The 23485-nt window shown below is 37.6% G+C and carries 24 protein-coding genes and 7 tRNA genes; 4 read left to right on the forward strand and 27 right to left on the reverse strand.

Annotated elements, in window-relative coordinates; all coding sequences use genetic code 11:
• Positions 1–75 precede the first annotated feature (75 nt).
• The 20 genes from VJJ80_01280 to VJJ80_01375 all read right to left on the reverse strand — a co-directional run bounded on the left by VJJ80_01280 (position 76) and on the right by VJJ80_01375 (position 12667).
• Entirely contained in the window at positions 76–588 is a 513-nt protein-coding gene (locus tag VJJ80_01280) for a hypothetical protein (protein HLC38746.1), read from the reverse strand.
• Positions 589–688: 100 nt separating this feature from the next.
• Complete coding sequence (locus tag VJJ80_01285) at positions 689–1618, reverse strand: YARHG domain-containing protein (GenBank protein ID HLC38747.1); 930 nt, start codon at positions 1616–1618, stop codon at positions 689–691.
• 80 nt (positions 1619–1698) lie between these two features.
• The gene (locus VJJ80_01290) at positions 1699–2106 is read right to left on the reverse strand and encodes an NUDIX domain-containing protein (protein ID HLC38748.1); all 408 of its coding nucleotides are present in this window, start codon (positions 2104–2106) and stop codon (positions 1699–1701) included.
• A gap of 135 nt (positions 2107–2241) precedes the next feature.
• On the reverse strand, positions 2242–2613 hold the full coding sequence (locus VJJ80_01295) for a hypothetical protein (protein ID HLC38749.1): 372 nt from the start codon (positions 2611–2613) through the stop codon (positions 2242–2244).
• A 76-nt stretch (positions 2614–2689) separates the two neighbouring features.
• Positions 2690–2766 (reverse strand) — tRNA-His (locus tag VJJ80_01300).
• Positions 2767–2772: 6 nt separating this feature from the next.
• The gene (locus VJJ80_01305; GenBank protein HLC38750.1) at positions 2773–3324 is read right to left on the reverse strand and encodes a methyltransferase domain-containing protein; all 552 of its coding nucleotides are present in this window, start codon (positions 3322–3324) and stop codon (positions 2773–2775) included.
• Positions 3325–3344: 20 nt separating this feature from the next.
• A tRNA-Arg gene (locus VJJ80_01310) sits at positions 3345–3420 on the reverse strand.
• 100 nt (positions 3421–3520) lie between these two features.
• Entirely contained in the window at positions 3521–4576 is a 1056-nt protein-coding gene (locus VJJ80_01315; GenBank protein ID HLC38751.1) for a fibronectin type III domain-containing protein, read from the reverse strand.
• Between the two features lie 102 nt (positions 4577–4678).
• On the reverse strand, positions 4679–5023 hold the full coding sequence (locus VJJ80_01320) for a hypothetical protein (GenBank protein HLC38752.1): 345 nt from the start codon (positions 5021–5023) through the stop codon (positions 4679–4681).
• On the reverse strand, positions 5020–5643 hold the full coding sequence (locus VJJ80_01325) for a M15 family metallopeptidase (protein HLC38753.1): 624 nt from the start codon (positions 5641–5643) through the stop codon (positions 5020–5022). The genes VJJ80_01320 and VJJ80_01325 overlap by 4 nt, the downstream gene beginning before the upstream one ends.
• 184 nt (positions 5644–5827) lie before the next feature.
• Positions 5828–5899 (reverse strand) — tRNA-Gly (locus VJJ80_01330).
• 4 nt (positions 5900–5903) lie between these two features.
• Positions 5904–5980 (reverse strand) — tRNA-Pro (locus VJJ80_01335).
• 94 nt (positions 5981–6074) lie between these two features.
• Positions 6075–6827 (reverse strand): dolichyl-phosphate beta-glucosyltransferase, encoded by a 753-nt coding sequence (locus VJJ80_01340; GenBank protein ID HLC38754.1) that lies wholly within the window; start codon positions 6825–6827, stop codon positions 6075–6077.
• A gap of 15 nt (positions 6828–6842) precedes the next feature.
• Positions 6843–9041, reverse strand: a complete 2199-nt coding sequence (locus tag VJJ80_01345; protein HLC38755.1) for a GtrA family protein — start codon at positions 9039–9041, stop codon at positions 6843–6845.
• Between the two features lie 75 nt (positions 9042–9116).
• Entirely contained in the window at positions 9117–10748 is a 1632-nt protein-coding gene (locus VJJ80_01350) for a glycosyltransferase family 2 protein (protein ID HLC38756.1), read from the reverse strand.
• The gene (locus VJJ80_01355; GenBank protein HLC38757.1) at positions 10749–11117 is read right to left on the reverse strand and encodes a hypothetical protein; all 369 of its coding nucleotides are present in this window, start codon (positions 11115–11117) and stop codon (positions 10749–10751) included.
• Between the two features lie 11 nt (positions 11118–11128).
• Positions 11129–11200: transfer RNA gene (locus VJJ80_01360), tRNA-Thr, on the reverse strand.
• Between the two features lie 118 nt (positions 11201–11318).
• Positions 11319–11390: transfer RNA gene (locus VJJ80_01365), tRNA-Gly, on the reverse strand.
• Positions 11391–11547: 157 nt separating this feature from the next.
• A complete protein-coding gene (locus VJJ80_01370; GenBank protein HLC38758.1) occupies positions 11548–11820 on the reverse strand; it encodes a stage V sporulation protein S in 273 nt (90 codons plus the stop codon).
• 250 nt (positions 11821–12070) lie between these two features.
• Positions 12071–12667 (reverse strand): hypothetical protein, encoded by a 597-nt coding sequence (locus tag VJJ80_01375; GenBank protein ID HLC38759.1) that lies wholly within the window; start codon positions 12665–12667, stop codon positions 12071–12073.
• Positions 12668–12774: 107 nt separating this feature from the next.
• On the opposite strand from VJJ80_01375, the gene VJJ80_01380 reads away from it, so the two are divergent.
• From VJJ80_01380 to VJJ80_01390, 3 genes are all read left to right on the forward strand, one after another.
• Positions 12775–12849: transfer RNA gene (locus VJJ80_01380), tRNA-Asp, on the forward strand.
• Positions 12850–12927: 78 nt separating this feature from the next.
• The gene (locus VJJ80_01385) at positions 12928–13812 is read left to right on the forward strand and encodes a nucleoside hydrolase (protein HLC38760.1); all 885 of its coding nucleotides are present in this window, start codon (positions 12928–12930) and stop codon (positions 13810–13812) included.
• A 19-nt stretch (positions 13813–13831) separates the two neighbouring features.
• On the forward strand, positions 13832–14365 hold the full coding sequence (locus tag VJJ80_01390; GenBank protein HLC38761.1) for a 3'-5' exonuclease: 534 nt from the start codon (positions 13832–13834) through the stop codon (positions 14363–14365).
• A 25-nt stretch (positions 14366–14390) separates the two neighbouring features.
• Here the strand turns inward: VJJ80_01390 and VJJ80_01395 are convergent, their stop codons facing one another.
• The 6 genes from VJJ80_01395 to VJJ80_01420 all read right to left on the reverse strand — a co-directional run bounded on the left by VJJ80_01395 (position 14391) and on the right by VJJ80_01420 (position 20655).
• Complete coding sequence (locus VJJ80_01395; protein ID HLC38762.1) at positions 14391–15449, reverse strand: peptidylprolyl isomerase; 1059 nt, start codon at positions 15447–15449, stop codon at positions 14391–14393.
• 21 nt (positions 15450–15470) lie between these two features.
• Positions 15471–16253: a hypothetical protein gene (locus VJJ80_01400; GenBank protein HLC38763.1), complete on the reverse strand. Its 783-nt coding sequence runs from the start codon at positions 16251–16253 to the stop codon at positions 15471–15473.
• 5 nt (positions 16254–16258) lie between these two features.
• A complete protein-coding gene (locus VJJ80_01405; GenBank protein ID HLC38764.1) occupies positions 16259–17659 on the reverse strand; it encodes an LCP family protein in 1401 nt (466 codons plus the stop codon).
• Positions 17660–17785: 126 nt separating this feature from the next.
• On the reverse strand, positions 17786–18172 hold the full coding sequence (gene tsaB, locus VJJ80_01410) for a tRNA (adenosine(37)-N6)-threonylcarbamoyltransferase complex dimerization subunit type 1 TsaB (GenBank protein ID HLC38765.1): 387 nt from the start codon (positions 18170–18172) through the stop codon (positions 17786–17788).
• A complete protein-coding gene (gene tsaE, locus VJJ80_01415; protein HLC38766.1) occupies positions 18156–18611 on the reverse strand; it encodes a tRNA (adenosine(37)-N6)-threonylcarbamoyltransferase complex ATPase subunit type 1 TsaE in 456 nt (151 codons plus the stop codon). Before tsaE ends, tsaB begins: the two co-directional genes overlap by 17 nt.
• Positions 18595–20655: a lamin tail domain-containing protein gene (locus tag VJJ80_01420; protein ID HLC38767.1), complete on the reverse strand. Its 2061-nt coding sequence runs from the start codon at positions 20653–20655 to the stop codon at positions 18595–18597. Before VJJ80_01420 ends, tsaE begins: the two co-directional genes overlap by 17 nt.
• 191 nt (positions 20656–20846) lie before the next feature.
• On the opposite strand from VJJ80_01420, the gene VJJ80_01425 reads away from it, so the two are divergent.
• Complete coding sequence (locus tag VJJ80_01425; GenBank protein HLC38768.1) at positions 20847–22163, forward strand: hypothetical protein; 1317 nt, start codon at positions 20847–20849, stop codon at positions 22161–22163.
• 299 nt (positions 22164–22462) lie between these two features.
• Here the strand turns inward: VJJ80_01425 and queA are convergent, their stop codons facing one another.
• Positions 22463–23482: a tRNA preQ1(34) S-adenosylmethionine ribosyltransferase-isomerase QueA gene (gene queA, locus VJJ80_01430; GenBank protein HLC38769.1), complete on the reverse strand. Its 1020-nt coding sequence runs from the start codon at positions 23480–23482 to the stop codon at positions 22463–22465.
• Between the last annotated feature and the right edge of the window lie 3 nt (positions 23483–23485).

The following is a 23485-nucleotide window of genomic DNA, read 5'->3' on the forward strand; positions in this document are numbered from 1 at the left end:
ATTATACCACAAATTATACTAAAAATAAAAAAGAGGCGATAGGCAATTCCGGCGGAAAATAATTTCCAACTAGAATTAGCCGTGCCTCTGGCTAAAAGATCGGGGTGGTGGTTGGTTATAGGTGATGAAAACACAAATTGCTTCCACAATTGAAAATGGCCAATCCTCACCAGAACAAATGATTGATCCTTGATGGTTGTGCTTATCTTCAATTAAGCAATGCAAACTTGCGCTTGGTCCCATCTTAAAAGTCATTAAATATTCTGCCTCAGCTGGGTTTTGGCAAATCTTGGCGCCTTTGCTGCGCAAATATTGTTCGAAGGAAAGCCTTGCTTGATTGACGCCACATGAGTATGTTGTGCTATTAATATGGAAGGTCCTGTTTGTAACCTTAATGGAGATTGTAATTTCATCAATAAAAATACGGATAAAGATAAAGAAAGCTAAAAGAGCTAAAATTGTTAAAGGGATTATTGGCGATAATTTAAAACCGTTAAGATAGGCTGAGGTAATTTTTCCCGCAACAACAACAATAAATAATAAGCTCGCCGATGTTAATATCCATCTTATGATTTGGCACTTATTCAAGAGGTTAACCCTCCTTCATGAGTTCTGGAAAAACCAAACCAATATTTCGATTATATTCTACTTTTAACTAAAAATCAAAACCCAAATTAACAGCCAGAATTTAACAGCCAGAATCTACTCTTAAAAGAGGGCTATTTATTTTTTCTTCATAATTTAAGATCGTGGTAATATTTTTATTTTCAATTGTCGTCAATAACGAATTTGAATAGCTCGTATTTACACTATACCAATTCTGTTGGGCAAAATAACATTGTAAATCTTTATGAACAAAAGCTCGGCCATGTCTGGCATATATTTCATTTCTGGCGACTTTTAGCAACCAAGGGGTTAAATTAATTAATTCAGATTCTGAAATTATTCGCGTATTTGAATCACTAATCACATAATTATTCGTGGGAGTAGTTCCAGATTTAGTAGCTGACGAAGTTGATTGAGAGGAGTTAGTCGGAGGAGTCAGATCATAATCATAATCGGTACTGGCAGTAAATTGACCAAGTTGTAAAGAAAGCTTAATATTGACCTTGCTGGTGGCGTTATTTTTTTCAAAATTTAAATAAGCTTGAAAATCTTTTTCTTCAATCCTTATCCGGGCTGCGCCGCCACCCGTAGAATATCCGCGGCTACCCAAACCCCATTTTTGGTCAGAGGCTAAAAGCATATAATGATAATAAACTTGAGTCAGACTATCGGTGGTTTCCATTGTTTTTTCAATACTTTCATTAGTACCGGTTCCCTTTTCGGATTTAGTAACAACTGAAGCTGGATATTTTAGAGCCTCTTCGAGATTTTGCAAAGTTTGGGAACTATTCTGGGTCGTGGTGGTAGTGGGTGTGCTGGTCTTTTTTAATTTAGCGGCTAAGTATCGCCAACCGAAAAATCCGCCAACTCCCAATAAGATTAGAGCAAAAACAATTATTAAAATAATAATCAACAGCGTCTTGCTGCCTTTATTTGGCGCAGGTGTTGATGGTGTGGGCGAAGCAGGCACTGGAGACGGTTTTGGTGTAGATTCAGTTTTAGAATCTACCATTTCCCCTCCTTTTTTAACGCTAAAATTCTTGCGATAACTTTATCATACCATATTAAGAATAATATTTAACCTATTTATATTTAATTTATTATATTTTTCAGAAAAAATTTCAAATCTAAACTAGTTTTTTGCGTAAGATCATATTGAGCGATTTTTGAAATATCAATCCAGCTAAAATCTGCTCCCTCTTTTAAAGTCATGGCTGATTTCGCCAAATCACTTTCAACATAAAAAACATAACGATAAGTATTAAATTCTTTGTTTAAATAATCTCGAACTGGTTTGATTTGTTCAGTCTGGATATTGATACCTAATTCTTCTTTTAATTCACGAATAAAACAATCTTTTGGTGATTCTGATTTTTGGTTTAAACCACCAAAAAAAGCCCATTTTCCAGGATTAAATTTAGTTTTAAAATCCCTTTGGTGTAAAAGGATGGTTTTGTTTTTCGGATTATATAAAAACCCGCCGGCCCAAAATTTTTCCATAATTCCATTTTAACCAAAAAATCAATCAATCTCAAATATTAAAGTCTTGATTTTAAACATTAATCATATTACAGCCATAATCAGCGTGTAAAAAATACAACGCGAAAGATAAGCCCTGGAGGTGAGTCCTATTTTTTATTTCTCGAAAGGTTCTTTAATAATTTTTTTGGCTTCTTCAACGCCTTTGCGGGCGGCTTCGCCAACTTCCTCGGCACCCTCTTTAGCGGTGCTGCCAATAGCCGTTACAGCTTTTTTAGAAACCTCCTCAACCGCTTCTTCGGTAGTTTTTCCCGAACCCTCCAAAGCCTTTACGACCCCAACAAAAACCCCTTTAACGCCTTCGGTAACATCAACTACACCCTCTTTGCCAAGATCAATAATGGCGCCAAAAATATCGCCAATGTCATGCGTGCCTTCTTTGACAATGTCGGCGGTGGTTTTCATTAAAGCTTCTGAGACTTCGCCAGTCCCCTCAACTGAACTTTTTAAAATCTCTTTTAAATCCATTTTCCTCCTTAAAATTATTTTTTTATTTCAAGATATTTCTGTGCTTAAAAAACTTATCCTTCGAAATCTTGGCAAATGGGGTGGCTGATGGGATTTGAACCCACGATTTCCAGTACCACAAACTGGCGCTTTAGACCGCTAAGCTACAGCCACCATATTTTATTTCACAATGCTGACTTCTATAGAATCGTCGAGAAAATGATGCGGATTTGAATCATATTTTTCTGATTTTCTAACTTCATTCAAATAATCTTTCATGACATGGCTTTCAGATTGGGCTCTTGAGGCTAAAATAATTGAACCTGGGTGTAATTTTTTTTCTAACATTTTTAGATATGTTGAATTTTCTTCGGGGTTAGCATCCAAAAAAACCAAATCAAATTTAATATCCATGACGGGTAAAGTTTCTAAAATATCGCCAGAAATAACCTCAACAATATGATCTAATTCGGCGGATCTAACTGTTTGCATTAATATTTGGATGGCATGAAAATTGCTCTCCGCGGCAAACAAATGACCATCTTCGGGCATTGCCGCCGCTAAAAATAAACTGGCATAGCCAATACCGGCGCCAATATCTAAAACATTTTTAGGTTGATTTTTTTGCACGGTTTCGCCCAAAAAGATGGCCTCTTCGCGGCTAATAATGGGAATTCTTTGCATGGCGGCTTCTTCTTCTAATTTGCTGATTAAATATTCATATGTTTGCATTTTGCCTCCTAATATTGGCTTGGCACCCTCGGCCAGAATCGAACTGGCAACCTCCACCTTAGAAGGGTGTTGCTCTATCCGTTGAGCTACGAGGGCACAATTTTCAATACCTAAATCAAGCATATTATAACACAAAATAGAAGTGATTTAAACTTTTATTTTGAGTTTATATTTTTAAAAAAGAGCTAAATTGTTTTTAGAGTCCGGCTTCAAGTTTTTTACGGCGATGAATCAAATACCAAAGCAAAAAGCCCAAAATTGCTACTCCGGCTAAGCCAAAAAATGCTAAATAAATTGGATCTGTCCAATTTATTTGGTCAATAGATAAACCATTGGTGGACGTGGATTTTTTCGTGCTACTTTTAGCTAGGGTAATTTCGGCTTCGTTGGAGTTAACTGATTCTTTAGTGCCTTTGTAGGCTCGAACCATATAAGTATATTTTATATCTGTGGTTACATTAGAATTAATAAAATTAGTAATAGCAGATGTGGTTTGTGCAACTTGCTTAAAATCTTTAACCTCGCCGCCTTTGCGAAAAACTCGATAACCATCAACATTGGTGGTGACAGATTTTGTCCAAGAAATTTTTGCCGCGGTTTTTGAGTCTGAGGTGATTTTTTCGGCTCTGACGGCGGTTGGAGCTTTAATGGTGGTGGTAGTATTGGCAGCGGGTGAAGCCCCAGCATTAGTAGAAGTATCGACACCAGTTGGAGTATCATCAGCATCAGCAGGCGCAGCAGGCGGCGTGGTATCAATTCCAAAAGTTTTAAAACCAAAGTCTTTATCATTATCAACAGTTGAATCCCAATAAGCGTGGCCATTGACGTATTTATTACTATCAGTATATGACCATTGCGTGTTTGTGGTTGAAGCATTTAAATAAATACTGTAAGTTTGTCCAGGAACAACATCAATATTGGTGATATCAAAACTATTCCAACCATTAATAGCGGCTTGGCCAAACATTTGCGTCAAAACCGTACCCGCTTCACCCGAACGAACATATAGATCGAGGGTACCAACAGCATTTGTGATATAGACCACAACCATGGTTAATTTTTCCATGGTGGGTTTAAAAGTTTGCCCGATCCGCTGATGGCTTTTAATTGCCAATGAGCCATCTGAACTGGTCACTTCATGACTTTGATCTAAGGTACCATCAGCCGCCTGAAGCGTCCCGCTTGAGGCAAAAACCAAGGTAAAAATCGCAAAACTAACCAAGATATTAAAAATCTTTTTAATCTTGAACATTCCCCCTCCTTTTAGAATTAGGTTATAGGTTTCAGGTTCGAGGTTTTAGTTAAAATTAGAAGCTATCACATAGAAGCTATAACCTATTTTATTATTTAAAATTTAAAAACCATTTGGCAATAAAATCCAGATAAATCTATTATACCCAAGGACTGCTGATAATACAATTAGAAGTCCGGCTTCGACAATAACTACTCCCCACAACCAAGTACGATTTTCTAATTTTTTATAATAGATTAAAGAAAGCATCACAAAAATTGTTAAACTGCCGACCAGCATGAGTGAACCCATTGTCATATCAAAGGTTTTGGGGCTTGCGATCCAAGTGGCTTGTGGATTTCTGATTTTAGCGTATTCATATTCCAAAAAACTGCTACCGAGCCAAAAAAATCCTGCTGCCAAGATTAAAAGTAATAAATTATTTAGATGTTTGATGTTTTTTTTCATTTATTTGATACTTCTTTTATCACCCCATATTTGGCAATTTTTTGATGATTTCTTTCTGCCCACCAAATATCACCATATGACCAATGCCAATACTCACTTGGATAATTTGATAAACCAGCCTTAGCCAATGCTGTAAACATTATTTTCCGATTATTTTGAAGATACACCGGCAATTTAGATTGAATGGATTTGGCATTTTCTTGATAAGATAATTTTGAGCTTTTCATCGGTACTTTTCGGTCATTCTTCCACAACCTCAAATCTACGGCTCCACCAGTCATATGGCCGGAGGCATATTTGCCATCAGCGGGGGCAACATATTTTTCAACTTCTTTGATAATTCTTTTTTCTGACCATTTGGGATATTTTTTAGTAAATTTACAGATAAAGTCTTTAAAAATTTTTCTTTGAACATATTGTGGCCGCCACGCATCACCAATAATAAAGGTCATTCCGTTTGGTAAAAATTTTTCTGCTTTTTGCAACATTTTAGCAACAGTTTTTCTTAAATATGCGGTTTTTTCTTTTTTCATTCTTGAAGCATCTAAATCAATCACAAAATTAGGACATAATTTTTTAAGATTAACCAAAGGCTCATTTGATTCAATAATTTTTATCATTAGGGTAATAACTTCTAGTGGGTAACGAGAGTCGAAGGGCTGAAGCCCGTCTCAACGCAATTGAATTAAAATTTATTTAATGTTTTTGCTAAAATATCACGTTGATTTTAATAAGTGACTAACGCTTCGGGTTCGACACACTTACTTATTTCTTTTTGCCGTTTTTAGACGGTACAAAGAAATAAGCGGGTAACGGGAGTCGAACCCGTGTCTTCAGCTTGGAAAGCTGACATAATAACCACTATACGATACCCGCAAACTGGTCGGGGTGGTGAGATTTGAACTCACGATCTCCACGTCCCAAACGTGGCGCCTTAAGCCACTAGGCCACACCCCGTTAAAAATTCAAATTATAAATTCAAAATAATATTCGAACTTCGAATTTATTTAATTATACTTGAAAATTGACAAAAAATCCAGATTAATTTAAATTAAACTTCGCGCATTTTAGCAACTGGTTTTTTATATAAGCCGCGAATCAAATTCCATCTCACCACTTTTAAAGCCCATAAAAAGCGAATGCCATCACGAATCGGATTCACTGTGCCTTTGGTTCTCGCAAACCAGTCAACCGGGACTTCAGCAATTTGGTATCCTAGAAATTTGGCGATCGTTAAAATTTCAATATCAAAACTAAAACGGGCAAAGGTTTGCCTGGGAAATATCTCTTGCGCGGCTTTGGCGGAAAATAGTTTAAAGCCGCACTGCGAATCTTTTATTTTTAAACCAGTAAAAATCTTAAAAAAGAAATTCAAAAACCGACCACCCAAAATGCGGTATAAGGGTTGTTTTTTCTTTAAATGTCCCTCTTCTAAATATCTCGAGCCAATCATCACCTCAAATTTGTCTTTGTAGGCTAATAATTTTTCCACTTGTTCAATTGGGGTGGCATTGTCGGCATCAGCAAATAAACGCCAATCACCTGTCGCCTTGAGCATGCCAGTTTTAACAGCAAAACCTTTGCCATGATTTTTATCTTGAATAATTGCCTGACAAAAATCCTTGCCGGCAGTTAATTTTTGTAAAACCTCGGCAGTATTATCTGGGCTACCATCATCAACAAAAATTAATTCCACGGAATAATCTTGCGAGGTGGCAAATTTTTCAAAAACAGCCCATGTCGTTTCTAAATTTTTCGCTTCTTTATAACAAGGAATTATAATTGATAAAAAAGGTTTATTCATTTTTCTCCACTCTATTTATTTCAAATCATAGACTAAAATCGAATCACCAATCACCGCCGTCGGTTTAATATTATCCAAATATGAATAATCTGGTTGATTTTCTTTTGGTCCAAAATATTTTGACATCTGATAAAAAGTTGCGGAAACTGCCAACCAGCCCTTGGTTTCTCCAAATTTAGAATGCCACTCAACTGCACCCGGAATATAATATGTTGGTACGCCACCGCCAAAATAATCAACTTTAATTTCAGAAATATGATTTTCTTTCGTATATTCGGCTAAGCGTTTAAGATCTTGGCCCCAATCTAAGTTAGAATCTACCAAAATTTGATGTTTTTTTAAGCCCAAAACCAGTCTAATTTCATTAAAATATCCCATATAATGCGGATAAGTAAAAGCAGTTTCCAATAATAGCCATACACTCAAACCAGAAACGGCAAATGTTCTCCAGCTAATTTTAGAAATTAAGACTGGTCGGACAAATCTGCCAATCAAGAGATATAAAAATGGTAAGGTTGGAATCAAATGCCTAATGCCGATATTTAAATTACCATTAATGGAAACGGCAAAATATATTATTGGCATCACCAAAAACAATACTAAGTTCCAAGCATCTTCGCGCCGTTCGTCAGGAGAAATTAGACTACTTTTTCTCTTTATTAATCCAATGATTATTCCCGCAAAAGAGGCAAAAAGCAAAATCAAAACTGGCAAAGATTCTTTGAATAAGAAAGCAAGTGGAAAGTATAACTTAAAGCCCATTTGCGAAAACTTACCCAGCAAAAAGGCGGTGTGACCTCCTTCGGCGTGGGCAAAAACCATTATAAACCCTAATAAATAATGTCCAAAGGCTGAGACAACCGGAATGCCAGCTAAAGTTTTCAAGAAATGGTTAAAAGGCGCTTGGCCGACAGTTGGCAAGGAAACATCGATTAAATGTTTTTCGACGTCGAGCGGAGTTCGCCAATAAAAGGCAAGATACACCAACCAAACCAAAACAAAGCCGATTACCACAATTTGTATTAACGCCCACATTTGCTTGCCAAAAAATGCCCAAAATTTTTGGTCTTTGCGCATTAAAATTACCCAAAAAATTAAATAAACCCCCATCATTGGGATTAATAAAAAGGCGGAATATTTTAGTAATTGCGCCACCCCAAAAATCAAGCCGGCGATAATTAAATTTTTCCGAGTTGCGTGACGTAAGTAGCGATCATAAAAGAATATTCCGGCCAAAAAAGCCAATGTCGCGGCAATATCAGTCGTCACCCAATGGCCATGAGCTAAAATATTTGGACTTAATATATATAGGAATAGGACAAATAAGCTTGTTCTGGTGCCGTATAATTTTTTAGCCCAAATAAATACCAGCCAACCCACTAAAAGCGTTAATAAAATCATGGGAATTCTTGACCAAAACAGAATAAAATCTGCGGAATTGCCAGCTCGATACAAGAATTGCCAGCCTGCTTCCCACTGATTAGCGTCTTTCCAGCTCCAATCATCAAAAAAGTTATTCAGCTTTACAAAGGTTAACGGCAGGGCCGCAAAGGCTTTAGACAATGGTGGATGTTCAGGATTTAAGCGCATGTCCTGTTTTTCGAGATAACCATAGCCGGCGGGAATATGAGCAATTTCATCCACAATACCTGAATCATTTTTAGAAACAACTAAAGAAACCGTGAACATAACCAATAACATTAGCATTGCCACTAAATATACATTTTGGTCTTTGCGCACTTTTGCCAAAGATTCAGGATTAATTTTGTAGGTCCAAAATTTATTCGCCAGAAAATTCCAAATCAAAACTGCTAAAGTCGCCACCAACAAAGCTGATAATTGTGCTAAGGCTGTTTGGCTAAAAATCATGCCGGCCGCTGGTCTAATAATCATAAAAACCAAAGTGTTAAAAATTAAACCCACAACACTGACAGCGATAAATCTGCCAAAATAAATCGCGCCGACCGTGCGTTTATCTTCAGCTTCCAAGCCGGCTTTGTATTCCTTGCGAAAAGTCCACAAACTATTCCAAATAAAACTATTGGTCACTGCCACCGCAAAAGAAATGACCTTGGCAAAAACCTCATTCGAGGCAAAATAAGAGGTCAAATGCGTCAATAGAAAAAAGATTAGCCAATCGACTAAAGTGTTCGAAACGCCCACCACGGCAAATTTTAGAAATTGAATAAAATTGTCTTTTTCTAATAATTTCATCACCCTCCTTAAATAGCACCTTTTTATAATAAAGTCATCTTATTCATTTTATCAAATTATTATCAATTTTAAAAATTATCGGGAAGCCGGATTTGCCGTTTTAGCGACGGTGTCTTTTGGTGTTACCCAAAAACCTAAGTATTTGCCAATCATTAATCGAGTTTGAGCTTCAATAGCCGGTAGAGAACCAAAAATAACCGCAGAAATGGGAATTAAAAACCATTGCAAAACCATTTCAATATATTTAGCCGGTGAATAATGCCTTGGCCGAGGTGGTAATAACAAGGTGGAAATTGTGGCGGAAATAATAATACCGGCCCAAGTCAACATCAATAAATATCTGGCGAAAATTGGCAAATTATGACCCAAAACATCGGTTCGAAATTCGGGGTGGAAAACAAAAGGGAACCAAATCGTAAAAGCAATCAGCAAAGAAGCGGTCGCCCAATTAATATGCCCCTCAATCATGCGAAAAATCTGCACCAATTTTTCCCATCTCGGGATATCTTTATGACGGTGTGATTCTCTAACAAAATAAGGAAAATGTTCAATTCCCCAAGCCCAGCGTCTTTTTTGAAGATATTGATTTTTTAACGACAGCCACCAATTTTTTCCTAAAACTGCGTCCATATAAACCGGACAGGAAATTGGCACCGTTTGATGATCGCCAGCATATTTGAAAAAGGCGCGATAATATTGCCTTGAATCCTCAGAAACAATGGTTTTATCCCAAAAATTAATATCTTTTAAAGTCCGCCAACTCATCGCTTGTGAGGAAAAATTGACCATTCGATAAGGCCGGGTCGATTCAATCATTTGCCAAAAACTGCTTGAAAATGCCACCAAACGGTTAATCGAGGGCACTTGCCAAATATTGTTGGAATATAAAGGAATTGGTTGGAAACTGCGAAAACGGCGTTTGGGATGAATAATATATTTATAAGTCAAACAGGAGAAATATTTCGGATGGACTCGGGTATCAGCATCAAAATTAGAAACTAAAATGTTTTCATCGGCAATTTTTTGCGAGCTCAAATATTTTTTTAAAATTCCGGCGGCCCAACTCGAATTAGCACCCTTGCCCTTGAGCTCGCCGACAATATCGGCAGGATGATAGGTAATCATAAATTTATGCATTTTCCCGCCAAATTCTTCTTGCAAGGCTTTGGCTTTTGGGTGGATTTCTTCGCCTTCTCTTTCTTCCATGGCCACGACCACAATTAAACGATTATTTGGCCACTCAGCATTGAGATAAGAATTAATTGAAGCTGACAAAACCTGCAACGGTTCTTTGAAGGTTGGTAAAATTACGACTTGGAATATTTTTTCCCAATCTAAAAAGCCAATTTTGAGGGCTTTTTTAGCTTTGCGAATTTCAATAGCTAATCTTTTTCTTTCAAAATAGCCTGCTTTTTCTTTTTGTTCTATTAAACTCCATAAATAAAGTTTGGGATTTTTCTTAAGTTTTTTCATACGTGTTATCCAATTAACGCGACAATCCCGTTTAATTCGTAAATACCCTGAAATCAAATAACCGCCAAAAATAATGGCACGGACCAGCCAGTAAAAATCAAAAATAATCACAAAAATTGCGATCCAAGTCGGATATGTGGCGGCAATAATGATTGGGGCGATTAGGACTAACCAGGAAATTGTCCCCGGGATATAATCCAAAAAGCGGGTTTTATAATAGAGATAATTGATCATTTAAAAACCTTGAGAAAGATAAAATCTAATTAGTTCTAAAGTTAAAATTTCAATAAATGTAATAATTAAAATCAAAAAATAGCTTGCCATTTTTTCCCGAAGATAAGCTTTTTGCGCCAAATATAAATTCATCATTAAAACCAAAGTGTTAAAAATTGGCAGTAAATATAAAGTATAATTGGCTAACAAGCGGTTGGTAATCAGCGGCGAATAAATTTGGCCAATTGCGCGCATTTTCCAAATCCACAAAATCCAAATCACCACTAGCATGGCTAAATTTGCCAAATTAATTGACAAAATTACTTTATTTTTCCAAAAAGAAAAGGATCTTTTGGGAAGAATTTGATTTAATAAACTGGTAAAATCCATTTTTATTTCCTAGCCGTCTCCCGGATTTGAACCGGGGACCTTCACTTTACGAAAGTGCTGCTCTACCGCTGAGCTAAGACGGCAAAATCTGAGTAATTTCAATCTTATTTTAGCACTTTTTGGCAATCTTCACAATTTAAAAAGCGGGATACCGGGATCGAACTGGCGCCTCCACCTTACCTGCCCGCCATCGATAGAATGAGCGGTAGACCGGATTCGAACCGGCGACCTCTTCCTTGGGAAGGAAGCATTCTGCCACTGAACTACTACCGCACTTCTTATATATTAGCAAATTCAAGGCTAATAAAAAAGGAAGGCCATACTCGGATGATGCGGGGGTGATAGCAAAAATCTGCTATCCATCTTCCGAACACGGCCTTTTCGCCTGTTGGTAGGGTTTTCTGCTGGTTGGGATGGGTTGGGTCGCGGTCTATCGGATGAGTGGTTCGACGGACAACTTGATCCCGGTGCGTTCCTGGCCATCAATGACCAGATTAGCGAAAGCCGGCCGGCAGATCAAGTCAATCCCTGAGGGAGCCAAGTAGCCGCGCGCGACAGCGATCGCCTTAACGGCCTGATTCAAGGCGCCGGCGCCGATGGACATGATTTCTGCCCGACCCTTTTCACGGATGGTACCGGCGATTGCGCCAGCGACTAAATTGGTATTGGACTTGCTCGAGACCTTGAGGATGCCGTTTGACATTTGCCGCGGGGACGACGATGACTTTACTGCACTCGGTGCAACAGATCCTGCCATTTCTGCGACTCTCCCTTCAGTTGTGTGGCGGGTTTTGCGACTGGTTTGTGGCTGTCCCCCAGGCTGAAGTCAGCAGAAAATCCCTTGAAACTGCTTTATTTATAGCAAAAAACTCTGGAAATGTCAAGATTAAATTAAAAAATACCCTAAATAAAGGGTAAAAAATCATTTAAATCTTGATAAAAAAATATATAAATTAAAACGAACGGGCAATAGTTACGATAATAAAAATTCCGGTGGCATTGAGGAAAAAAGACAGTAGCAAGAATTGCCAATTTTTCATTTTGGAGATTCCTAAAATGCCAATTCCCATTTCGTCTGGCATTGGCGAAGCAATAATTGCAGCACCAATTAAAGGAGTAAACCATGCAAAATAAGGGGTATTAAATATTTTAAAAAGATATGATCCTTTAATTTTTTCAAAAAATGGTTTCAACTCCCCAAAAATTTTATCTTTAAAAAAACGAAAGATTAAATAGTCACCAATTACCGCACCAGTTCCAGTTAATATTGCAACTTCGAAAGGATTTAATATATCAGCCAAATTATACAAAATCACCATTGCCGGTGCAACCGTAAAGGTAGAGACGAAAAACATCCCAGTAATAACTGCTCCGAAATACCCCATTTCCCCAATTTTTTCAATAATATTTTTAATCAAATCAGATTCGGCAAAATAAAATAAGAGAAATATACTAATAACCAACAAGGTTGTATTTTTATATTGCCAACCCTGATAAGTTTTAACAGGATAGTCAATAATTTCTTTTATTTTCTGGCGATATTCAGCCATTTTCCCTCACTCTTTCTTGATTTAATTTTATCAAAGACAAGACATAAAATAAAGCCAAATCATATTTACAAATACGAATTTTATGGTAAAATAAGATTACAAATCATGGGGCCGTGGTGTAGCCTGGTTAACACGCGAGCTTGTCAAGCTTGAGATCGCCAGTTCAAATCTGGTCGGCCCCGGTTTTAAAATCTTTCTTTCGAAAGATTTTTCTTTATTTTAAGAGTAAATTTTGATAAAATAGAACAAGGGATTAAAAAATGAAAAGAAAAATTATTTTAATTTGCGACACCAAAAATGAAATTGATGACCAGTTTGCGATCGCCTATGCTTTAAAATCTCCCGAGATTAATCTTTTAGGCATAGTGGCTAGCCAAAACAATCGCAAGCAAGGCAAAAAATCGCTGGAAACAAATTACCTTGAAGCTAAAAATATTATTAAATTGGCGAAGGCGAAAATTCCAGTTTTTAGGGGCGCTAATTCCCCACTAAATTTAGCAGATAAGCCTAAAAATTCCGAGGGGTTAATTTTTATTATTCGAGAAATCACTAAAAACCCACAAAAAATAGATTTGGTTTGCACTGGTCCTGCCACTGAATTAGCGAGTTTAATCCTAAAACGACCAGACTTAGTAAAAAAATGTCGCATGATTTGGTTGGGTGGTTTTAAAAATCAAAAGGAAGCTGAAAAATTTAAATGTCGAGAGGAAAATTTTTTGGGCGATATTAAAGCTGCAAAAATTTTGTTTGAGACTGAAGCAAATTTAATTATTATACCAGCATGGGGAACAGCTGATGATTTGGTCTTACAATCGAAGAATTTGAGCGAAGAGTTAAAATCACAAAAATCGCCTCTTGCAAATTATTTAGGAGAAATTATTGATAATAATTGGACGAAACCCAAAATTATTAGTAAAATTTTACCACACGTACTAAAAAGATTTTGGGTATTTTTTGACTTAGCCGCCGTGGCGGTGAGTAAAAATTATGGGATAGTTTCTCAACAAAAAATTCCAGCTCCTAAAATTCGAAAAAATCAATTTATTTTTCCAAAAAACAACAAATTTAAAATTACGATTATTGATAAAATTGACGCGCCAGCGATTTTGACGCAAGTGAAAAAATACTTGCTTGGCGGAAATTAAAATTAAACCAAAGGAGAAAATGAAAACCAAAGATAATAGCAAATTAGCTTTTGTCGATATTGAAACTACTGGTCTTGACAGACACAAACACGAAATTATCGAAATCGGTTTATTGATAGTCAATCCTGAAAATTTTGAGATTTTAGAAACCTGGCATAAAAGAATTAAACCTTATAATTTGCGCGGCGCAGATCCGGTCGCTTTGCGAATTAATCATTTCGACCCGAAAATTTGGGAAAAAGCTTCAGAACCCCGAGCGGCCCTGGAAGAATTTTCTCGCAAAACCCGCGATAGTTATTTGGTCTCACATAATATTTCTTTTGACCGACCATTTTTAGAAGATCATTTTCGACGCTGGCAAATTCCGGTACGCTGGCATTACCATAGTTTAGACACAATCTCATTTGCTTACTGCAAATTGCAGGATCTGGAAAGTTTAAAATTATCCAGATTGGCTGAGAGGCTCGGAATTGTTCAAGAAAAAGAACACGCCGCGCTTGACGACGTGATGACTTGTTATCGGGTTTTTCGAAAATTAGTTGAGGAAAATTAATTATAATTTGTATAAAAAATCATTATTATTTTACAAAACGCCAAATTCTCGTTTTCTTTTTAACATTTTCAAACCAAACATTTATAGCGTCATTAATCTTGCCTTTGCGCTCGGTCAGCATCACCACATGATAGGCATGCTTACTTTTGCAAACCACAATTTCGTTAGTGCCCATTTTGCCAATTTTATCATTACATTCTGTGCCTAATTTGGCAGCGACATCTTTCATATATACCCAGCCCAAATCGCCACCCTTATCTTTGGAATTGACATCTTCAGAGTATTTTGTGGCTAAAGTGGCAAAGTTATTATTTTTGCTCGCATCGGCTCTAAAGGCTTCAGCTTTTGCTGATAAAGCATCCTTGGTTTTTTTATCAGCTTTATCTGGAATCTGAAGTAGGATTTGCTTGAGGTTAACTTTTAAGGGTATTTCTTCATTTAATTTCTCACGCAATAAACGATCACGAATTAAGCTTTTAAAATATTGGATGTCAAAACCCCACAATTCCTCAAGAAGTTTGGTGACTTTATCTTCGCCACCTTCTCCAACGACTAATTGTTGATAAGTATCTTCAACTTCTTTGTCGGTGACTTTAATGCCATATTTGGCAGCTTCACGTTTGTAAATTTCTTGGTTAATCATATCTTCGAGTGCCGCCGCTTTATAATCTTGGCTTGGTTTTTGTTTGGTTTTTTCATAATAATGTTCCAAATATCCCAATCTGATATTATAATCTTTGAGTAAAATTGGGTTAGCGCCCACGGTTGCGGCTGGATATGGCACAATTTTTTGCGCCCATTTTGCGGCTGTATTATTCCAATGGTACTTATATAATCCAATTCCAAAAACTACCACTAAAATTATAAAAACTGCCACAATTCCAATCACAATACTCCAAATTAAACGTTTGCGAAAAGTATGAACATCTTTTGAACCAGTAAAAATAGTTTTAAAGGATTTAAAAAAGTTTTTGAAAAAGTTCAAAAATCCGAACCAAATTCGAGCAAATATTGAAAGTAAAGACTTAGGTTTTTTAGTTTCATTTGGCTCTTCGGCATGATAAGATACAAAACCATTTGACATAAAACTCCTTATTTAATCTCTCTAAAATACAGTATACCATTTTAAAGTCGCAAGTATAAGGGCAAAAATAATGATGAAAATTATAATAAATTCAGCAATATCACGATTTTTTAATTCTTTTTTAGCTTTTAACAGCAACAAACCCGAAAAAGTATAAAAGACTAAAATTAATATGATACTTTGAGTGGCAAAACTGGCTGGCCAAAATGATAACACGACAAAAACTTCGAGCATGACTAAACCGAGCAGAGAAACAAAAGGTAAAATAAAATCTGAAAAAACATTTGTCGCCCAAAATAAATAATAAAAAAGCCCAAGGCTGATTATTAAAATTAAAACCATGCTAAACCAAAGGGCTAAGCCGAAATTAAAATAAATGCTATAAATTACCCAAAAATCTAAAAATGCCGCGAGATTTAAAACAAAAAATAAAAAATTAAAAACTAATATATTTTTGGGATCTTTGGGCCTTTCGAGGGGAATTTTTTTATAATTTATAAAAAAGAGTAAGTTGGCAATAATACCCAAAAAAATCACAATTTGTCTTAAAAGTCCGGAAGCTTCAAAAAATAGGAAAAAAACCACGCCAAAAATTAAGAGTAGGGGCAGGATTAATTTTTTCATTTTGAGCCGTTTGCGCCTAATAAGATCCGGGCCCAAAATCCAAAAAATTGCGAGGATAAAACCAATGGAAATTGGAATCAAGATTGCCCAAAAAAATTGTTGCTTAAAATATAAAGCTTCAAAAAAACCAAAAAGAACAAGGATGAAAACTGTAATTTTAATTTTATCGGCAAAGTTCATTTGGTTTACTCCCCTGAGCTCGAACTGCTCGAAGAGGTGATTGATTGAAAATCTGCGCCTAAAATTATGATGATATCGGCTTGGGTGGTCGAGGCTGGATTTTGTTGGGAAACTTGAGCAGAAATTAATTGCTGCAGTAATTTAAGCGTGGCGGGCTTGGCGCCAGAGGTATAATCGATTATTTTAGTAGTTGAGGTTTTTTCGGCATTAGTAACATTAATAATATTTAGGCCTTCTTTTTTGAGCAAATTGGCGGTAGTGGTAGCCAGACCCACTGTCGTAGAGCCATTTTTAACTTCAATTTTTGCCGCTTCGGATTCGACATTACCTGTTTCAAAAATATTCTTGGCAATCAATTGAATTTGATCATAATCGCCAATGCCCGCTTTTGGAATTAAAACAAACATGCCATTATATGTTGCCGATTTCAAAACACCCTTGGTGCTATTATCAAACACCTTGTTGATTATTTTGCTTCGATCAATATTTTTGGTAAGTGTGACTAAGCGCTCAACTTCCTTAAAGCTCAAATCTGTAGTGAAATGCTGATCAATTATTTTGAGTAATTTAATAATTTTTCCAACATCAAAAAATGACAATTTAACCGCTTTATCTTTAATCGCGGTTAAAACCTGCTGCTGCCTTTTAGCGCGGTCAAAATCAGAACTAGTTTCTCTGGAACGGGCATACTTTAGGGCTAAGGAGCCGCTCATATGTTGCTGGCCTTTAGAAATTTTTAAAGTTTGGTAACCATAATTATCTGTTGGATAATAGGGATCGTAAAGATTTTTTTCAACATAAATATCGATACCGCCCAACTCATCAACAATATTTTCAAAACCGACAAAATCCATTTTAATATAATAATGGATGGGCAAATCAGTCACATCTGTAATAGTTTGTTTCAAATATTCATAACCATTTTCTGGCGCCTTAGCAATTAATAAACTATGTTTGGTAGTGGAATTTTTAGCATTATTGGCTTTCTCCTTACCTAGGGCATAAACAGAATTAATTTTTACATAAGAACTTGTGCCCGGAGCTTTGACATATAAATCTCGGGGGATAGAAATTAAAGCCGCTTTATTTTCAGAGGGTTTAATTGATAAAATCATAATTGTATCGGTTAATTCTGGCCCCTGATGACCCGAACCTGGCATGCCCAGCAAGAGCACGTTTACCCGATCAGCGTCTTCACCATTAAGTTTCGCATCAGATTTGCCAGTCACTCGAGAGATTAAATTTAAAAATGGTGATTTTGATGCTGAACCTTGGTTGAAAAAATTAAAAATTGAGGAAATTCCAAAAGCCGCTAGCCAAGCAATTAGAATAATCCCAAAAATTACCGAAGTCCAAATTAAAGCTTTTTTAGCTTTTTTGGGTTTTTGTTTTGGTCCAAGATTCATATGGTTAAGCAAATTACCTCATATTATTTAAAAATTAAAAGATCTTTTTTAACAAAGATTGGTTTTACATTCATTTTTAATTATATGGCACGAGGCTTAATTAGTCAATAAAATTGTAGAATTTGATTATTTAAGTTTAAAATTGTAAAAAGGCAAGACTTGGCGATTTTTAGAAAATTTGTGGTTTTTAAACTTAATAAATCCAGCCTGGGTCATTTTGAGAATATTTTTTTCGTTTTTGATGCCGATAATTGGGATTTTTAGGCTTTCAGCCAAAGCATTTGCACAAGAAATTCCAACCCTCAAACCCGTGAAAGAACCGGGTCCGTGGTTAACAATAATGGTTTTGAGATCTTTGAGATTGACTTTGTTTTTTGATAATAGCTGGTCGATTCTAATTAATAAATTTTCTGATTTTTTTTCAGAATGCCATTTTAAAACTTTTTGAATTTTTTTCGGCCAAAAAAGGCAAATTGCCAAATTTGGTCCGGCAGTATCAATTGCCAAAATCATAATTTTCCTCACTTAAAACAATTTTTCGGCGATTTTCGTCAAGATATTCAAAGTTGAACCATTTCGTGTTTGAAGGTAAAATATGTTTAATTTTTTCTGGCCATTCTATCACCACCAAATTTTCGGGCGTAAAATATTCTTGGAGTTCTTTTTCGAAAACAGGATCAACTCCCCTTAACCGATATAAATCAATATGAATTAGATTTTTAGCTGCAAGATGCTTACTGCTAACTCGGTATTCTTTTATTAATATAAAGGTCGGGCTAGTGATTGGTTTTTTAATTCCCAATCCCCTAGCCAATCCTTGTACAAAACAGGTTTTACCACTCCCTAAATCTCCAGCCAATGCTAAAACTTGCCCATTTTCACGGGCTAGTTTTTTGGCAAATTTTTTGGCAAATTCCTGGGTATATTTAGCGGAATTAGAAATTTTTTGCAATTTTATTTCTCCAAATTTGAAATCCGACAAAAATAATTAATAAGCTGGAACCTGCAATGGCCAAGATCCAGCCTAAATTTGAAATTGCACCATTAGATTTTACCCTATTATCAGTCCCAATTGCAAGATCTGAAGGTGCGGCTTTGGCAGTTTTCGCCCCGAGTAATGAATTTTGATTAGTTTCCCCGGTTTTTTCTTTTGTATTTTTACCTTGAACATTTAAAATAATTTTAATATCAGCTAAAAATCTGGGCATTAACCTAAAACCAGCCGAGGTTTTGGAAATTATGCCGGTGATTTGAACCCAATCTCCTTTTTGCATTTTTGGCTTTTTAAAGCCAGCTGAAGTTGAAATATAAATTCGAACTTTTCCTGAGCCATCATCTATATAAAAAGTATTGCCTGATGATGAAATAATCTTACCCTTAATTTGGACTAATTGTCCTGAATATTCTCCCACATCACCTGATTTAATATTTTTCGCCGCCGGAGTACCAAAAGAACCAAGAATAATAATATCGCCAGGTTCGCGAATTTTAATGCGTTTTTCCCCACCAGATTCGGAAATTTCACCTGAGACCCTAATTTTATCGCCAATTTTTAAATTGGGAAAAAGTTTTTTAGAAAAATAAATTTGAATTCCTGAAGTTTCGTCTTGAAGATAAAAATATAATTTAGAAAAAGTGCCCGGCAAAACTGTGACTAATCCTTCAACTAAGATCGGTTTGCCTTTGGCTAATTTTTTAGCATTTAAAATCGTGGAGATGGTTGGGACGGTTTGGATTTCCTGAATGATATTCTTAGCATTTGGAGTAATTTTTGTCGTCCAAAACCAACTTGTTCCAGATTTTGCCCAACTTTGGCCTTCAGGAGCTAAAACGTATTTTGCCGATGACGAAGCTTGGCCAAAATTAGGCCATAATAATCTGGCAACATCACCCGAATCATTTAGGGAAATTTTGGTTTCTTTTTTGTAAAAAACTAGAAAACGACCAGGCAAAATTTGGGTATTGTCGGGAATTAAAAATGGCGTGCTCCCGCCCTCGCCATCATCCAAATACCAACCAGAAAGATCAATGGTTTTTGTGCCGGAATTATATAATTCAATAAACTCATCATCTGTATCAGTGGCTGGGTGGGGCAAAATTTCAGATATTATGACATTATATATAGGAATAAAGAAAGTGCCAAAAGAAATTTGATTAGAAATACTAATTTTTTTAGGCTCAAGGGCAATGGTTTTAATGGTCAGATAATATGTTTGACCAGGATCTAAATCTGAAAGTAGATATTGGGTTTGGTCAAGATTATCAATTGTGATAATAAGACTAGTTGGTCCGGTGGAAGAAGTAGCTTGCAAGATTTGGTATTGGAAAAAGTTTGCATCAAGACTCTTTGTCCAATTTAGTTTTGCGGAATTACCAGTAATTTCCGCGGCTTCATCCAAATTGACTGGTGCGGTTCCCGGTGATGGATTTGCCTCATCTATAAAATCCATCGCAAAATCATCAGAATCTTCATTGACTGGCATCCTTGTTAAAGAATGTCCTGTGGGAACGCCTGGGTGGGGATCAAAACAAGTATCAGGGGTTGGGCAATATTCTTTTTCCCATACCACCATATCAATTTCTAAATTTGCACTATCCTTTAAAATCACTAAATCGCCGGTGTTAGAAAGACTAAGTGGGGAATTTTCAAAGTCTGGGGTAAAATGATATAAATTTTCAAAACCATTTTTCTTCCTGGCAATTGTTAAAAATTTGTGAGCACCAATTTTTACTCCCGCCGGAAAAATAAAAGTCTCGGACAAATCTGTTAATTTCCAGTTCTCAAGATTAATATCTGTTGAGAGCGGATTAAAAATTTCGAGCCACTCCTCATCAGCATCTGTGCCCGGAGTATCATAAAAAACCTCAGAAATTAACAAGTGACCAGCACTCGAGTTTTGGGCTTGGGCTTTAGAATTTTGAGGAAAAACTAAAAATACTAAAATAAAGATTAAAATTAGCCCAAAAAAATTAAATTGAGTTCGCTTTTTGAGCATTTTCTCCTTGGTGGGAAAATAAAATCAATAATTAATCTAATTATACCACGCCAAATTAATAGTTAAAAGTTTTTAAAATTTGTTAAAATCTATTGACAAATTAGATTATTTTTGATATAATGTGAAAATTGCGAAAGCAAGGCCGAAAATCCGCCTTTCGGTGGATGATTCTGCTGCAAAGGGGTGTTGTAATGTCTAGGTTGTATCCGGTTGTTCTGCTAGTGCTGGTTGTCTCCGTCTTCTCTGGCTGCGGAGGTAGCAATGAGAGTCTGATTCCACCAGTTGGTGGACAGGTTGTCACCACGCCACCGACCGGCCGCGTCATCGCCTTTGGCGAGGTTGCGAACCTTGCCCGCGGCACGACCATGCACCTCCGGCTGAACCGACAGGGAACAGAGGTACGCGAGTACGAGGTGGCGTTCCTGTCAACGTTCACACAAGGTCCGGATCACCTCATTGTCTGCCAGACCCCCGCCAGCTTGGCGGTGGGAGCCGGGGATTCCGGATCCCCTCTGATGACGTCCGATGATCAACTCGCTGGCGCGCTGGCTTTTGGCTGGGACGGCGATGACCACCGGTTCATGGCCCGGTCCATCGACGACATGCTCCGGCTTACCCCGGCGTCACCCGATCGCGGGATTACATTCAAGGAGCAGGAGATCCCGCTGTCCTATTTCCTGCAAGGAGTCTCTATCCCCACCCTTCAACGGCTAGCAACCCTGGATCGGACAGGGGTGTCTGACAAGTTCCAGATAATCCCTACGAATCCAGGGAGCAACCGACTGGCTACCTCGGTGCCCATGCCAGGTCAGTCAATCTCGGTGAATTACATCACCGGACCGCTGGTGACCGGCGGAGCAGTCGGGACCATCACCCATCAAACAGGTGATGACCAGTGGCTGATCTTCGGCCATCAGCTGGACAACTTCGGTGAAAGGGCGTTGCCGGTTTCTCTCGCGTCGATGGACGTGATGGTCGAGACGACCTTCGGGTCGTTTAAGCAAGCTCATCCACTCAACCAGCCAATCGGAACTCTAGTCGAGGACCGGATGTACGGCTGTCGCGTTGACCCTAACCGAAACCCCGAGACGTTCCCGGTGACGGTTCGAGTCAACTACAACGACAAGACCGAGAAGTACATCCATCAGGTCGCTGCCGACAAGAGCAGTGGTGTTGAGTTGTACTTCATCTTGGTCGGCATCCTGGCACCACTCGACCAGGTCTTCAATAAGTATGGACCTGGTACGGCCGAGGGCACATTGATTCTTCGTCTCCAGGGCGCAGGCACACAAACCTACGAAATCACCGTGCCCGAGCCGGCCATCGACTACGGCGGCGACGAAGGTTACTACGAGGAGAATCCTTCTCCTCCGTATGTGTCGGATCTTTCCTTGGGTGTCGCGGAGGTGGTGATGACGAAGATCTTTGACCTTGCACGGTACCATCCAGGTGTTTCTTTCGCCCGGGTGGAACTCAACGTCACACTCCACGACTTCAAGCCGACATAATCACCGAGAAGGGAGGAAAACGCTTGCACGGTCAGAAGATCAGATTCTGCCGAGCTGCATGGAAAAGGCTGACAAGGGCGATTATCACCCACCAGCCCATCGAGGTCATCCTCACGCGGCTTGCCGAGAAAGATCGAGCCGTGAAAGAAGCGGCGATTTGGTGCAGACGGCACCACGCCCATCCCGGCCTGACCATGTCACGGCTCCGAATCGCTTAACGAGGAGCCACTCCGGACCTGAAGCGGTCCACAAAGCAAAAACTGCTGCGTGGACCGCTTCTTATTTTTTTTAGAACCAATTTATATAATAAACATCGCGTCGCCAAAAGAATAGAACCGATATTTTTTCTTAATCGCCAGCTGATAGGTTTTTTTGATCAATTCTTGACCGGCAAAAGCAGAAACTAACAACAATAAACTTGATTTTGGCAAATGAAAATTAGTAATCAGACTGTCAATAAATTTAAATTTATAACAGGGAAAGATAAATAATTGCGTTTGTCCAGAATAGGGCAGGAGCTGATTTTTTTGATTTGCGGCAGTTTCTAAAACTCGAGCCGTGGTGGTGCCAACCACAATAATTCTTTGGCCATTTTTCTTGGCTTTATTTAAGCGTCTGGCGACCTCTTTTGATAGATTTGCCCATTCTGAATGCAGATAATGATTTTTGATATTTTTTTTGCGAATTGGCGCAAAGGTTCCTAAACCTATATGCAAAGTCACAAATTCAAAATCAATTTTTTGTTTTTTTAATTTATTTATTAATTTTTTAGAAAAATGGAAACCCGCTGTCGGCGCGGCGACTGAGCCTAAATTTTTCGCATATACAGTTTGATAATCGGGAAGGGGAGTCATTTTTTTAATGTACGGCGGAGTTGGAGTTTTGCCAATTTTAAATAATATTTCTTGAAATTTTTTACCACCAAGATTAAATAAAATTTGCCATTTCCCCTCTTTTTCAGGTTTTACAATCTCGCCCACCAAACCTTTTGAAAATTCAATTTTCTGCCCCACCCGCCGCCGATGTCCAGAAATTAACGCTTCCCAGCCTGCCTTGCCGCAATCTCTTAATAATAAAATTTCAATTTTACCACCGGTTTGGACTCGCTTGCCGATTAACCTGGCGGGAATAACTTTGGAATCATTAAAAACTAATACATCGCCTTTTTTTAAAAAAAGTGGTAAATTATAAAAATAATCCTCTGAAATTTTGCCGGTTTGGCGATTTAGAATCATCAAGCGACAATTTTCGCGAGGTTTTATTGGTTTTTGAGCAATTAAATTTTTCGGTAACTCAAAATCGAAATCTGCAGTTTTCATAAT

This window comes from Patescibacteria group bacterium (assembly GCA_035288465.1).
Classification (GTDB): domain Bacteria; phylum Patescibacteriota; class UBA1384; order DATEAH01; family DATEAH01; genus DATEAH01.